Origin of the sequence: Micromonospora sp. NPDC049049, from assembly GCF_040649115.1 — a bacterium.
Lineage (GTDB): Bacteria > Actinomycetota > Actinomycetes > Mycobacteriales > Micromonosporaceae > Micromonospora.
The window spans coordinates 25,116-39,631 of sequence record NZ_JBEZEX010000012.1; the positions used below are offsets into that span (position 1 = coordinate 25,116).

11 protein-coding genes are annotated in these 14,516 nt (G+C 71.5%); all 11 read right to left on the reverse strand.

The features are described from left to right. Positions 1-33: 33 nt before the first annotated feature. Positions 34-1,206 (reverse strand): bifunctional glutamate N-acetyltransferase/amino-acid acetyltransferase ArgJ, encoded by a 1,173-nt coding sequence (gene argJ / locus AB0B68_RS14640; protein WP_357260303.1) that lies wholly within the window; start codon positions 1,204-1,206, stop codon positions 34-36. After that, the gene (gene argC, locus AB0B68_RS14645; RefSeq protein ID WP_357201324.1) at positions 1,203-2,204 is read right to left on the reverse strand and encodes an N-acetyl-gamma-glutamyl-phosphate reductase; all 1,002 of its coding nucleotides are present in this window, start codon (positions 2,202-2,204) and stop codon (positions 1,203-1,205) included. Before argC ends, argJ begins: the two co-directional genes overlap by 4 nt. 58 nt (positions 2,205-2,262) lie before the next feature. Further along, on the reverse strand, positions 2,263-5,223 hold the full coding sequence (locus tag AB0B68_RS14650) for a hypothetical protein (RefSeq protein ID WP_357260306.1): 2,961 nt from the start codon (positions 5,221-5,223) through the stop codon (positions 2,263-2,265). After that, positions 5,220-7,328 (reverse strand): NB-ARC domain-containing protein, encoded by a 2,109-nt coding sequence (locus AB0B68_RS14655; protein WP_357260309.1) that lies wholly within the window; start codon positions 7,326-7,328, stop codon positions 5,220-5,222. Before AB0B68_RS14655 ends, AB0B68_RS14650 begins: the two co-directional genes overlap by 4 nt. A gap of 16 nt (positions 7,329-7,344) precedes the next feature. Further along, the gene (locus AB0B68_RS14660) at positions 7,345-7,671 is read right to left on the reverse strand and encodes a hypothetical protein (RefSeq protein ID WP_357201333.1); all 327 of its coding nucleotides are present in this window, start codon (positions 7,669-7,671) and stop codon (positions 7,345-7,347) included. A gap of 340 nt (positions 7,672-8,011) precedes the next feature. Further along, a complete protein-coding gene (gene pheT, locus AB0B68_RS14665) occupies positions 8,012-10,561 on the reverse strand; it encodes a phenylalanine--tRNA ligase subunit beta (RefSeq protein ID WP_357201336.1) in 2,550 nt (849 codons plus the stop codon). 40 nt (positions 10,562-10,601) lie between these two features. Then, positions 10,602-11,669 carry a phenylalanine--tRNA ligase subunit alpha gene (gene pheS / locus AB0B68_RS14670; RefSeq protein ID WP_357201339.1) on the reverse strand — a complete coding sequence of 356 codons (1,068 nt, stop codon included), beginning with the start codon at positions 11,667-11,669 and terminating at the stop codon, positions 10,602-10,604. A gap of 218 nt (positions 11,670-11,887) precedes the next feature. Further along, positions 11,888-12,685 carry an RNA methyltransferase gene (locus tag AB0B68_RS14675; protein WP_357260312.1) on the reverse strand — a complete coding sequence of 266 codons (798 nt, stop codon included), beginning with the start codon at positions 12,683-12,685 and terminating at the stop codon, positions 11,888-11,890. 83 nt (positions 12,686-12,768) lie between these two features. Continuing rightward, positions 12,769-13,161, reverse strand: a complete 393-nt coding sequence (gene rplT / locus AB0B68_RS14680; protein ID WP_030488429.1) for a 50S ribosomal protein L20 — start codon at positions 13,159-13,161, stop codon at positions 12,769-12,771. 31 nt (positions 13,162-13,192) lie between these two features. Then, positions 13,193-13,387, reverse strand: coding sequence for a 50S ribosomal protein L35 (rpmI, locus tag AB0B68_RS14685; RefSeq protein ID WP_007458415.1), 195 nt, complete (start codon positions 13,385-13,387; stop codon positions 13,193-13,195). A 19-nt stretch (positions 13,388-13,406) separates the two neighbouring features. Beyond that, positions 13,407-14,057 carry a translation initiation factor IF-3 gene (gene infC, locus AB0B68_RS14690; RefSeq protein WP_124818759.1) on the reverse strand — a complete coding sequence of 217 codons (651 nt, stop codon included), beginning with the start codon at positions 14,055-14,057 and terminating at the stop codon, positions 13,407-13,409. Positions 14,058-14,516 lie beyond the last annotated feature (459 nt).

A 14,516-nucleotide genomic window follows, 5' to 3' on the forward strand; every position in this document is an offset into this window, starting at 1 on the left:
CTGCGGGACTCCGCTGCGCTGCGTTCCTCGCGCTCATGTGGAGTACGCCGAGTTCTCGTGCACGTACGCGTGGGACAGGTCGTTGGTCCAGATCGTGGCGGCCGACGTACCCGCGTGCAGGTCGATCCGGATGGCCACGTCCCGCCCGGTCAGGTCGACCTTCGAGCGGTCCTCGGCGGCGGCGCCGCCCCGGCACACCCACACCCCGTTGACCGCCACGTCCACCTCGTCCGGCTCGAACGCGGCAGCGGTGGTGCCGACGGCGGCGAGGATCCGACCCCAGTTCGGGTCGTTGCCGAACAGCGCCGTCTTGACCAGGTTGTTACGGGCCACCGCACGGCCCACCTCGACCGCCTCGTCCTCGTCCGCCGCGCCGACCACGTCGATGGTGATCTGCTTGGTGGCGCCCTCGGCGTCGGCCACCAACTGCTGGGCCAGGTCGTGACAGGCCGCGGTGACGGCGGCGGCCAGCTCGGCCGGCGTCGGCTCGATGCCGCTCGCGCCGCTGGCCAGCAGCAACACCGTGTCGTTCGTTGACATGCAGCCGTCGGAGTCGACCCGGTCGAAACTGACCCGGGTGGCCGCCCGCAACGCCTCGTCCAACGTCGCCGGCCCGGCCACCGCGTCGGTGGTCAACACGCAGAGCATGGTGGCCATCCCGGGCGCGAGCATCCCCGCGCCCTTGGCCATGCCGCCGACCGTCCAGCCGCTCCCCCGGGTCACAGTGGTCTTCGGCCGGGTGTCCGTGGTCATGATCGCCTCGGCGGCGGCCGGGCCACCGTCGCGGGACAGCCGTCGGATCGCCGAGCGGACGCCCGGCAGCAGCTTCGGCATCGGCAGCCGCTCGCCGATGAGGCCGGTCGAGCAGACCGCCACATCACCGGCGCCGAGGATCAACCGGGGGCTGACCGAGGTCAGCACGGCGGCGGTGTGCTCGGCGGTGGCGTGCGTGTCCTGGAAGCCGGCCGGACCGGTGCAGGCGTTGGCGCCACCGGAGTTGAGCACCACGGCGCGGACCACACCGCCCTGCACGACCTGCTGGGTCCAGAGCACCGGCGCGGCCCTGACCCGGTTGGTGGTGAAGACACCGGCGACACCGGCGTCCGGGCCGTCGTTGACCACCAGGGCCACGTCCGCGCCGCCGCCGGCCTTGAGGCCGGCGGCCACACCGGCCGCCCGGAATCCCCGAGGGGCGGTGACACTCAAGGGGTGACCCCCCAGATCGACAGGCCCGTCGTCTCCGGCAGGCCGAGCATCAGGTTGGCGTTCTGCACGGCCTGACCGGCCGCGCCCTTGCCCAGGTTGTCCAACGCGCTGACCACGATCAGACGACCCGAGTCGACGTCGACGGTGGCCTGGAGGTGACACGAGTTGGAGCCGAGGGTCGCGGCCGTGTGCGGCCAGCGACCCTCAGGCAGCACGTGCACGAACGACGCGTCCGCGTACGCCCGGGCCAGCACCTCCTGCGGGTCGGCGCCACGCGCCGGCACCGCTGTGACGGTGGCCAGGATGCCGCGCGGCATCGGCGCCAGAACCGGGGTGAACGACAGCCCGGTCGCGCCGGTGGCCTGCTTGATCTCCGGGACGTGCTGGTGGGTGCCCACCCGGTACGGCGACAGGTCGCCCATCACCTCGCTGGCCAACAGGTGCGCCTTGGCCGCCCGGCCGGCGCCGGAGGTGCCGGAGGCGGCGACCACCACCACGTCGGCGGGGTTGGCCGCGCCGTCGGCGATCAGCGGCGCGAGCGCCAGGGTGATCGCTGCGGCGTAGCAACCGGTGTTCGCCACCCGGGTGGAGCCGGCGATCAGCTCCCGCTGACCGGGCAACTCGGGCAGGCCGTAGGTCCACTGCCCGGCGTGCGTGCCGCCGTAGTACTGCGCCCAGGCGTACGGGTCGGCCAGCCGGTGGTCGGCACCCAGGTCGACGATCCGCACCTCGGCCGGGAGCTGGGCCGCGAGAGCCGCCGACTGGCCGTGCGGCAGGGCGAGGAACACCAGGTCCGCATCGGCCAGGATCGCCGGATCGGTCTCGCCGAGCACCAGGTCGAGCCCGGTGAGCTGCGGGTGCACCACGTCGACGCGGTGCCCGGCCTGGCTGTGCGCGGTGGCGGCGACCAGGTCGAACTCCGGGTGCCCGGCGATCAGGCGCAGCAGCTCGCCCCCGGCGTACCCGCTCGCACCGGCGACCGCGACTCGGATCCCCATACTCACCTCCGCATGACTATGCAGCGAAGGCTAGCAGCAGGACGCGATGACTGCAATTTTATGTGAAGCACTGCATGAAAGTGCAGCCGGTGGGTGCGCTGGGATGACGGTCGAAGAAGTACGGCAGCCAACGCCGACAGAACGCGCCGAACGGCCGGACCGCCGGACAGACCCGCCGGTTGAGGCCGGACAGGGACACCACGTCCCGCCGGTCGGCCTGGTTGAACAGGCCGATGGTGACGTCGAAGACCCCTCGTTGCACGGCTGCCTGGACACCTGCGGCCAGAATATCCGCATCCACCTCGTCGACGGTGGCGTCCCGCCTCAGCAACTCGCCGGCCACGGCCGGCAACAGGTTGTTGCTGATGACCGTGATCAGTTTCGGGTTCGGCGCGAGATCGACGACTGACGACGAGTAGCCCGAGACGTTGACGAAGGCCTCGGTGAAGGGCAGCAGGACCTTCGCCGTGCCCCAACCGTCGACCAGTTCCGCCGCCGACCGCGACACCTCGGAGACCAGGTACAGGTGGGTGGCGAGGACGGCGTACCGGACCCGCGGATCAGCGGCCAGCAACTGCGCGATCCGGAACTCCTCAGCGCTGAAACAGAGCCGGGCGAGCATGTACACGCGGGCCAACTCCCGCGCCTCGGCGGTCGTCAACAACACCTCGGCCGACCCCGCCCCCTGCGCGGGACCGCCCGGCGACGGCCGGCGCGAGCGCCGGCCCTCCTCGCCCGCGACGCCGATCGCGTCGTCAAGCGTCGAGAGGATGCGCTCGGCCGGCAGCGGTACGGCGTCCGGGCCGCCCCGACACCGTCGGGCAAGGTCCGGCCAGTGCGTCGACAAGCGGGTCATGACATCCCGGCACGCCTCGGCGTGAGACTGGCCCCGTCGTGACGCGAGCCGCTCGATGCCGCGGAGCAGGTGCGCGGCCGGCGAGCCCGGGGTGGTCTCCTCGCGTAGCCGAGCGACAGCGTCCGGCAGGCTCCGGCCGGCCGTCAGCCCGAAGTAACCGTCGAGGGTGTCGAGATCCGCAGCGCCGAAGCGCACCGCCACCGACTTCCCGGCCACGACCCGCTCCCAGTAGTACGCGCTGAGCGCGGCGGGATCCGCCAGCAGCGCGCCGAGGTCGCCGGACTCCGGCGAGGGTCGCCCCGGCGGCAACACACCCCGCAGCAGCATGCGAACGAAATCGTCGTTGCGCGCGGTCACCTCGGCTGAAGCGGCCTGAAACCAGACCTCGGATGCCAGCTTGGCGGTCTGCCTCTCCTCGTTCACGGATTCGAGATAGGTGTCCAGCTTCTCCTTCTCCGGATGCGCCGGGCATCGTTCGCCCAGCGAGGGAGCCGCCAACCGGATGTACATCCCGAACAACTCGCCGGTGATTTCGCGGCCCGGGGCGCCCAGGTCGAAAAGGTCGTCGGCCAGCACGGAGCCGAGGGCACCGAACACACACCCGGTGGCCAGGGACGCGTCGTCGGCGATGTCAGCGGCCGCGACGCACAGATCGACGATGAAGCGTCGCAGGGACAGCGCGGCCGCGTTCCCGTCGGTCGAACCCCAGACCGGGCCGGCGGGCCGGGACGCGACCGCCGTCGACAGGAGCTGCCGCAGAGCTACCAGCGCGTCGTGCAGCTCATCGGCGAGTTCGCTGACCGGCCGGCGTGGCGCCGCGGACTCCGCGAGCAGGACCGCACCGAGGTCGTGCCGCGTGACGATGTCCTGGATGTGCTCCGGCGTCATCTCCCGGATCACGATCCGCGCCCGCTTGCGCACCTCCTCCCGCAGGTCGGTGTAGAGCGGCATGTTGAGGGCGCCCTGCAGGTCGTACTGCATGCGCAGGACGAGGCGCTGCGCGATGGGCGTGTCGTCGTCGACGGCCGAGGCCAGCGTGGCGCGGCGCAGTCGGTCGAGGGAGACGCCCGCGCTCTGCCGCTCGTACCAGGCGCGGAAACCCTCGTCGCGCAGGAGATGCCGGTCCGGGTCGACGACGAAACCGGGCCGGGACGCGGCGGCCGCGAGCGCCGCGACGACCCGTGGCATCTCGTCGGCGAGAAGCTCCAGGAAGGAACGCCCGTCCCCGGTCGCCAACAGGAACCGGTCGAGAGCCGACCCCGGAAGGTCATTGGCACCGAGGAAGCCGGTGCCCTCGTCGGTCCGGTGGAACGCCGCCATGATCGCGCTGCGTGGCCCGCCGGCGGACGTACGGTACCGGTGATGGACCAGCCGACTCGCGGCGAAGATCGTGTGACACGGTGCCGGGATGTCCTCAAGGTGGACGACTCGCGGGAGGCCGTCGTCGAAGAAACGGGCCTGGGCGGCGAGCGCCTCGTCCACCCGGGCCTGCGAGGGGAAGATGCAGCTGTCCTCGTCGCTCCACACGGTGCCGTCGTCGTCCACGTAGCACTGGCGCAGGAGCCGATTCGTGCGGGGCAGGTAGGTGAGCCCCTGCCCCGAGGGCCCTCGACCGGTGCCCATCGTCCAGGTGACGATCACCTTGAACTCGTCCATGAAGGGGCTGTTGTCGACGTGCAGGGTGTTGTCCCGCGCCACGACGTCGAGGGGCTGCGTGTCCTTGGCGCGCAAGTCGATGATCTTCACGGGCCCGCCGAGGGCGTGCGCGACGAGAGCGACCAGCAGCGGATGGGAGAACGCCTCCCGGAAGTCCGGGTGCTCGACCAGGGAGCCCGCGTCGGCGACGTTCAGGTAGTTGTGCAGCGAGCCACGGCTGCCCCTGGTGTCGATCGCCGAGTCGTACACCCGCCGCGCGCTGTCGAAACGCTCGGGTGGGACGAGCCCGGCGAAGCTGAGGGCACCCTCGGCCGCGAGGTTCCCGCTCAGCGACGTGAAGGTGTTCCGCAGGAGCGGGCCGTCCGCCCCCGCCCGGCAGGCTCTGTCGACCATCGCTTCGATCTCGCGGCGGAACCTCGTGGCTTCCCGCTCCCGTCGCAGTTGCCGATAGGACGCGGGGCTGGCCAGCTCGTCAGCCGGGACGAGCGGCGCGTACCGAGGACTCATGTCGCCGGACTCCCGACCACCAACGTCGACTGGGTGAGATCCGGGTAGTGCTCCAGGCGGGCCAGTGCCCGTTGGACCTCTTCCACGGCGCTCACGTTCCCGCACTGACCGTACGCCTGCTCGAGCTGACCCAGGATCGTCCGGACGGAACGGAAGTTGCCGAGGGACTCCTCCACCCGCCAGGCCCGCTCCAGCCAGGTGCAGCCCTCCTCCACCTCGCCCGACCGCAGGCCGGTCGCGCCGAGCAGACGCAGGGCCAGAGCCCTGCCGTAGTCGTTGCCGCGCTCCTCGCACATGGCGAGGCTGCGCAGGCCGAGCCCCCGGGCCCACGAATGGTGGCCCGTTTCGTTCAGGGCTCGCGCCGCGTCGTACAGACCCCGGGCCTCGCGGACGACGTTGTTGCCGCTTCTCGATTCCCGGGCCGCGCGCAACCCCCAGCGGAGCGCCTCCCGGTGGTCACCCGACCGGAGGCAGAGCTCGGCCATGGCGTGATGTGACGACGCCCGACCCGAATCGTCGCCGGACGCCGCGTCCAGCGCGATGGAGGCGCGCAACTGCTCCTTCGCCGGCTCAAGCTGGCCGATGTCCGCGAGGGCCCGTCCCAGTGCGCGTCGGGACAGCGCCTCCATCGCCGGGTCACCGGCGGCCGCCGCAGCGACAGCCTCCCGCTGGACGGACAGCGTTCGCGTGACGTCCTGTCGCCAGTAGAGGAACGTGTTGACCGCCCGCGCGAACCGGGTGATGAAGGCGAAGTCGTCGTCGGCCCGGGCCTCCTCGATGAGGTAGGTCATGGACGCGGTGATCGACTCGAACCAGGAGAGGGCCTGCGCCACCGTGAGGCTGACCGATCCGACGACCGCCAGCAGCTCCTGGTCCACCGGCAGGGAGTCCCGGTGCGGATCGATGGCGCGATCGGCGGCGTAGCTCAACGCCAGGTACACGGTGCGGATGCGGCGCGCGGTCAGCTCCCGCTCGGCGGGGTCCAGCACCTGCCCGAGCGTCTCCGCGAGATAGGCCTTCATCAGGTCGTGGAAGCGGTAACGGCCAGGGCTGATCTCGTCGATGAGGGATGCCAGGCACAGCGCTTGAAGAGTGCGGTCACACACCCGCCTGGGCTGGCCGAGGACGAGGCACAGCACCGCGACCGAGCATTCGTTGCTGGGCAGCATGGACGCGACGTAGAGGACCTTCGCCGTCGCCGCGTCGAGGTCGTCCAGTGACCAGGAGATGACGCGTCCGACCTCGATGCCCAGACCGGCGTCGTCGAGGAAGCGAAGTGGGCTCTGCTCCTCCTCGATTCCCCTCGCCGCGTCGTCGATCGTCCACGTGGTCTGGATGGCGAGCTTCGCCGAGACGATCGCCAGCGCCAACGGGTGCCCCTCCAGAAGCTGCACGATGCGCCGGGCGGCGGCCTGCTCCCGTTCGACGCGGACGAACCCCACACGTTCGGCGATGAGCTCCACCCCCTCGTCGAGGGTCAGCAACGGAAGTTTGATGACCCGGGCGTCGTGACGAACGCTCATCTCGGGGATCGCCCGGCGGCTGGTCACCACCAACACCGACCCGAAGCCCGGCACCAGGTCCCGAACCTGCTCGTAGGAACCGACGTTGTCCACGATGACGAGGCACCGCCGGCCTGCGGTGACGGCGCGGAAGACGCCGCCCCACTCCGCCTCGTCGTCAGGAAGGTCGGACCGGTTGATCCCCAGCGTGGCCAGGAAGCTACGCAGGGCGTCCCGGGCTTCGATGCGCGGTGTGCCGGAGTACGCGCGCATGTCGACGAAGAACTGCCCGTCGGGATATTCGGCGATGCGCGAGTTGGCCCAGGCGACCGCGAGGGTGGTCTTTCCCGAGCCGGCCAACCCCCAGAGCATGCAGCAGCGCGAGCCCGGCGTTGTCGTCGCCTCGTCCATCTCGTGCAGCAGGTGGTGCCTGCCGACGATCCGACCGATTCCACCCGGGAGCATGTGCGGTGGCTCGGGCACGCGCGCGGCAGTGCGCGGCTGCTCGACGTAGATCGCGCCGGAGGTGCCCACCTGGAGGACCTGGTGCGCCAACAGGCCCTCGGCCACGTTGTGCGACGAGCTTCCGGAGGCGGGCTCCATGTCGGTCACCTTCCGGCTACATCGTGATGTCGCCGACGCGCTGGGCCTGCACCAGCTTGCCCACGTTGCTGGAGGCCACCACGTTCGTGCTGCCAGCCGGCGTCGCCCCCTGCCGAAGCTCCCGCAGGAACTGCGGATCCTCGGCCGCGAGACGGGCCAGAAGCGCACGGAGCTGAGCCACGTCGTCTGCCGAGGCGTCGCCCCGCGTGACTCGGTCCAGGGATTCGAGCATCCCCGCCGGCTCGTCCCCGCGGACGAATCGCCGCCGGATCATGTCGACGAGAGCCGCCCCGGACCCCTCGGCAATCTTGACGAGCGCCCCGGCGACAATTGCCTCGATCATGCGCTGCTCCTTGACCTGAAGGCCTGCGACAGGCGTCGGCGCTCACCCCTTCGCCAGGCAAGGCTACCGATTCGTGTCGACCTCGGAAAGGCTCGTGAGACGGTCGGCAACGTCGACGCGGAGCCCTCGGCCGGCCACCCGAACGCCGTCTCGTATCGATGTCGACACATGCCATTGGCGACGGATGCCTGGTGCCCAGCCACCGCGACCTGCCAGGGGACGCCATCGCCGGCGGCGAAGGCTGGCGCGGCCTGTCGGAAGCCCGACACGGCCGAGCTGGCGGCGACACAACGACGGCCCCGCTACCCGCTGCCGGGTACCGGGGCCGTCGTGAATCGCGTCAGGCGCCGCGAAGGGTGGCGCCGAGGCGCTCCGCCGCGACGGCGACCGCCGCGTCCCGTGCCGCGACCGCCTCCTCGACGGTGAGCGTCCGGTCCGGTGCCCGGAAGGTCAGCTTGTACGCCAGCGACCGGCGGCCGGCGCCGAGCTGCGCGCCGGAGTACACGTCGAACAGCCGCACGTCCTCCAGCAGCTCACCGGCGCCCGCCTCCAGCGCCCGGCGCACCTGCTCCGCCGGCACCGACTCGTCCACCACCAGAGCCACGTCGATCAACGCCGGCGGGAAGCCGGAAACCGTCGGCGCCGGCGTCACCGGGGTCGGCGGCAGCGCGTCGAGGTTCAGCTCCATCGCGCTGGTACGGCGAGGCAGCTCCAACGCCGCTACCACCACCGGGTGCAACTCCCCGGCGTGTCCGACGACCGAGCCGTCGACCCGCAGCTCGGCGCAGCGACCCGGGTGCCACGGGGCGTACTCGGCGGCACGCACCTCGACACGCTCGTCGGGGATCCCGGCGGCGGCCAGCACGTCACGGGCCGCCTCGATCGCGTCCGCCCAGCCGGCCGGTCGGCCCGCACCCCACCAGCCGGCCGGGTCCAGGTCACCGGAGAGCACCACCGCGACGTGCACCGGTTGCGCCGGCACCACGGCGTCGGCGGCTGCGAACTCCTCGTCGGTGGGGCGACGGTCCACGCCCATCGCCGGCGGGCTGCCGGCGCCGACGCGCGGGTGGAAGACCGCACCGATCTCGTAGAGGGCGAGGTCGCGGTGACCCCGGCCGAGGTTGCGCTTGAGGATGCCGAGCAGCGGGCCGAGCAGCGTGGTGCGCAGCAGCGGCTCCTCCTCGGACAGTGGGTTGGCCAACCGCACCGCGGGCCGACGCGGGTCGTCAGCCGGCAGGCCGAGTTGGTCGGCCAGCTCCGGCGACACGAACGGGTGCGCGAGCACCTCCACGTACCCCCGCTCGGCGAGCGACGTCGCGACGGCCCGGCGGCGACGCTGCCGCGGGGTCAGACCGCGCCCCGCAGGCGCGGTCGGCAACACCGACGGCACCCGGTCGTACCCGTCGAGGCGGACCACCTCCTCGACCAGGTCGGCCGGGTCGGTCAGGTCGGGCCGCCAGGTCGGCGGGGTGACGCTCAGCACCGTCCCGACGCCGCTGGCCACGCCGACCGCGCCCGGGTCCTCGGTCAACCGGTCCGCGCCCTGCGCGACAGTGCAGCCCACCTGCTCCAGCAGGGCGACCACCCGCGCCGGCGGGTACTCGACACCGACCCGCCGGGTCGGCAGGTCCGCCGGAAGACTGATCGGGGTACGCGGCCGGACGTGGTCGATGTCCAGGATCTCCACGCTCGGGGTGCCACCACCGTGCTCGGTGAGCAGCCGCACGGCACGCTCCAGCGCGACCAGCGGCACGGCCGGGTCGACGCCCCGCTCCCAGCGCTTCGCGGCCTCGCTGAACAGCTTGTGTCGACGGGCGGTGCGCCCGACCATCGCCGGGTCCCAGTGCGCCGCCTCGAAGAGCACAGTGGTGGTGACCCCCGTGACGACCTCGCTGGTCTCACCGCCCATCACCGCCGCGAGGGAGATCGGCCCCGTGTCGTCGCAAATCACCATGTCGTCGGCGGTGAGCACCCGGCTGACCCCGTCCAGGGTGGTCAGCTTCTCCCCCGCCTCGGCGCGACGGACCACCAGCGGCCCGGCGATCCGGTCGGCGTCGAAGGCGTGCATCGGCTGGCCCAGCTCCAACATCACGTAGTTGGTGATGTCGACCGGCAGCGAGATGCTGCGAATGCCGGCCGTGACGAGCCGCTGGGCCATCCACGACGGGGTGGGCGCGCCCGGGTCGACGCCCCGCACCAGGCGGGCGGTGAACCGGTCACAGCCGACCGTGTCGCGGACCTCCACCGGGTACGCCGGCGTCTCGGTGCCGGCCGGGGCGGGCACCAGGGCGGGATCACGCAGCGGCACGTCGAACGCGTGGGACAGCTCTCGGGCCAGGCCGCGCAGGCTCAGCGCGTACCCCCGGTCCGGGGTGATCTCCAGCTCGAACACGACGTCGTCGAGGCCGACGACGGGCCGCGCGTCGTCGCCCGGCTTGGCCGCGCCGTCCGGCGGCAGCACGATGATGCCCGAGTGGTCGTCGCCCAGGCCCAGCTCCTTGGCGGAGCAGATCATGCCGGCCGAGTTGTGCCCGTACGTCTTACGGGCGCCGATCGCGAACCCGCCGGGCAGCACACCACCGGGCAGGATCACCACCACCCGGTCACCGACGGCGAAGTTACGCGCCCCGCAGACGATCTCCTGCGGCTCGCCGGTGCCGTTGGCGGCGCCCACGTCCACCCGGCAGAACCGGATCGGCTTCTTGAAGCCGGTCAGCTCCTCGATCTCGCGCACCTCGCCGACGACGAGCTGCCCGGTGACGCTCTCGCGAAGGTCCACCACGGACTCGACCTCGATACCGAGGTCGACCAGGGCCTGCTCCAGGTCACCGGTGGGCAGGTCGGCGGGGAGATCGACGTACTCCCGCAGCCAACTGACAGAAACTCGCATGACTTCAGACCACCGTTCCCGTGTCTCGTACCCGCATCGCCTACGCCCCGGTCCCGAGCGCGCGGCTGAACCGCACGTCGCCCTCGAAGAGATGGCGGATGTCGCTGACCCCGTGCCGGACCATCAGGGTCCGGTCGATGCCCATGCCGAAGGCGAATCCGGAATAGACCTCCGGGTCGACGCCGCAGGCCCGCAGCACCCGCGGATTGACCATGCCGCAGCCACCCCACTCGACCCACTGCGGGCCGTCACGGTGCTCCGGGAACCACACGTCGAACTCCGCCGACGGCTCCGTGAACGGGAAGTAGTGCGGCCGCCACCGGGTCTTCGCCTCCGGGCCGAACATCGCCCGGGCGAAGTGGTCCAGCGTGCCCCGCAGGTGGGCCATCGTGATGCCCTTGTCGACCACCAGGCCCTCGGCCTGGTGGAACACCGGGCTGTGGGTGGCGTCGATCTCGTCCGTGCGGTAGACGCGACCCGGCACGATCACGTAGATCGGCGGCTTGCGGCTGAGCATCGTGCGGGTCTGCACCGTCGACGTGTGCGTACGCAGCACCAGGCCGGAGCCCTCCGGTGCGATGTGGAAGGTGTCCATCAACCCGCGCGCCGGATGGTCGGCGGGGATGTTCAACGCGTCGAAGTTGACCCACTCCAGGTCGACCTCGGGCCCCTCGGCCACCTCGTAGCCCATCCCGACGAAGAGATCGCTGATCGACTCCATCAGGGTGCTCAACGGGTGCCGGGCGCCACGCGGACGCCTGTCGTAGGGCACTGTGACGTCCACCCGCTCCTCGACCAGCACCCGCTCGGCCTGCTCGCGCTCCAGCACCTCGGCGCGGTCGGCGTAGGCGGTCTCGATCGCCCGGCGGGCCTCGTTCACCCGCTTGCCCGCGTCCGACTTCGCGGCCGGCGGCAACGCGCCGATCTCCCGGCGCGCGAGGGAGACCGGAGACCGGTCACCGAGGTGCACCGGGCGCAGCGCGGTGAGCGCGTCCGGGTCGGCCGCCGCCGTGAACGCCTTCGTGGCGTCCGCGACAGCCTCGTCCAAGGCGGCGGGGTCGAGCAGGGCGACCTGCTTCGGGTCGTACGGATCGTTGCGGTAGCTCATGGCGTACGGGCACTCCCTCACGGCGGCGCCTGCCCTCGTCGGGGCGGCGAAGCGAGTCTACGGACGCGCGGCTGCGCCGCAGCCCGCCGGTAGGAGTTGCGCAGGGAGCAGGTCAGGCCCGCCGCCCGCCGACACCGGCGGGCTGGCTAAACGAACGCCGTGTCGCGTTCATGGACGGACGCTCTCCCCTGCTGTCAGCGCGCCGCAGGCGTTCACCCTCAGCGCTGTGCTCTGGCTGAAGCGTACAGGCAGACCGCTGCGGCGGCAGCCAGGTTGAGGCTCTCCGCGCGCCCGTACAGCGGCACCCGCACCATGGTGTCGGCGGCGGTGGTCAACTCCTCGGGCAGCCCGTGCGCCTCGGAACCGAACAGCCAGGCGGTGGGCCCGACGAGCCGACCGTAATCGGTCAGGTCGTCCAGGTCGTTGTCGCCGTACCCGGTGGTGGCGAAGATCGACAGCCCGGCGGCGCGCAGCGCGCCGACCACCGCGACCGGGTCCGGGGCGCGCACCACGTCGACGTGGAAGAGGCTGCCGGCCGAGGCCCGCACACACTTGCCGTTGTACGGGTCGACGGCGTCCCCGGCGAAGATCACCGCACCCGCTCCGGCCGCGTCGGCGGTACGCAGCACCGTGCCGGCGTTACCCGGGTCGCGGATCTCGGCGAGCACCGCCACCAGCCGGGGCGCACCCGCGAGGGCCTGTTCCAGTGAGACGTCCAGGTGCCGGCAGACGGCCACCAGCCCCTGTGGGGCGACGGTCTCGGTCAGCGCCGCGAGGGCGTCGTCGGTCACCTCGGAGACCGGCACGTCGGCGCGGGCCGCCGTGGCGGCCAACTCCGGGTACCGGTCGAGCGCGGTGGTCGTACCGAACAGTTCGGTGACCACCTCCGGCCGCGCGAGGGCCTCGCGGACCGCCTGCGGGCCCTCGGCCAGGAAACGGCCGGTGGCGTCGCGGTCCCGGCGGCGTTGCAGCCGGCGGGCGGCGACAACCCTTGGGGTACGCGGGGTGAAAGCCATGGTGTGCGCTCCTCCGGCACGATTGAGGCGCCCCCCGAACGGCGGTGCCGACACGGGAGACGCCTCGCTCTGGTGCGTGGGGATCAGGCGGCCTGAGCCGCCGCGCCGCCGGTGCCCTCGGCCGTGACCGCAGCCCGGGCCAGCTCGACGATCGCCGCGAAAGAGGCGGCGTCGTTGACAGCCATGTCGGCCAGGATCTTGCGGTCGACCTCGATGCCGGCCAGACGCAGGCCCTGGATCAGACGGTTGTAGGTCATCCCGTTGGCCCGGGCGCCCGCGTTGATCCGCTGAATCCACAGCTGCCGGAAGTCGCCCTTGCGGTCGCGACGGTCCCGGTAGGCGTACTGCATCGAGTGCAGCACCTGCTCCTTGGCCTTGCGGTACAGGCGGGAGCGCTGACCGCGGTAACCACTCGCGGACTCCAGCAGGGTACGACGCTTCTTCTGGGCGTTTACAGCCCGCTTGACGCGTGCCATCTCAACTCCTAATTACGTAAGGTGGCGCGCGTCAGCGGCCGAGCAGCTTCTTGATGCGCTTGACGTCGGCCTTGGCCAGCACGACCGTGCCGGTCAGCCGGCGGGTCTGGGTGGAGGGCTTCTTCTCCAGGTTGTGGCGAAGGCCGGCCTGCTGGGCAACGATCTTGCCCTTGCCGGTCACCTTGACCCGCTTACCCATACCCGTGTGGCTCTTCATCTTCGGCATGTGGAACGTCTCTCCCCTGTTACTCGCCGCTGGTGTCGGCGGCGAGGCCGGTGTCACCGGCTGCTGCGGTCTCGCTGACCGCCGCGGTCTCATCGGCTTCCGGAGCGGCGGACTCGTCCCCTGCCCGGTCCCGAGGTCCACCGCGAGACGCCGTAGCGGCGACCGCGGAGGCCTTGACGGCCCGATGCGGAGCGAGAACCATGATCATGTTTCGGCCGTCCTGCTTCGGAGCGGCCTCGACGTATCCCAGTTCCGTGATCTCGGATTCGAGTCGACGCAGAAGCCGGTAACCCAGCTCCGGACGACTCTGCTCGCGACCGCGGAACATGATCGTCACCTTGACCTTGTCGCCCGCCTTGAGGAACCGCACCACGTGACCCTTCTTGGTCTCGTAGTCGTGCGGGTCGATCTTCGGCCGAAGCTTCATTTCCTTGATGACGGTCTGCTGCTGATTACGCCGCGCTTCGCGCGCCTTGAGTGCGCTCTCGTACTTGAACTTGCCGAAGTCCATGAGCTTGCACACCGGCGGGCGCGCCATCGGCGCAACCTCGACCAGGTCCAGATCGACGTCCGCGGCCAGCTGAAGAGCGCGCTCCAGCGGGACGATGCCCACCTGCTCACCCTCTGGGCCGACCAGTCGGACCTCACGTGCCCGGATCTGCTCGTTCACGCGTGGTTCGACGCTGATGGGGCCTCCTCGAGTCGTTTCTGCTCTGTCGCCGACCCCTGCGGCTCCCGGGAGGGAACCGACCCGAAAAGCAGAAGGCCCCGGCGCATGCCAGGGCCCGCTCGACCGGTCAGCACGATCACAAGGATCGCGCATCCGGCACCGGGACATGCCCGGAACCGGTGACCGGACCCGGCCACCGTAGCGGCGACTCGGGTGGGAGCAGGCGCTCCGCTTTCAAGGCTGCCTGCTCGCACGCGGAGACAGCCTGGTCGACTAGACAACACTACACCGGCGCCCCGGCGACCCCCAAACCGGGCACGACCTGCGGCGAGTCACGAGCGCGGCCGACCATTGCGCCGCGCCGTCGCGCCGTCGCGCCGTCGCGCCGCCCCGGCGCGCTCCCGGCACCGCCTTGGCGCTGCCCTGTCCCGCCTTGCGCGGCTGGCGCCGCCCTGGCGT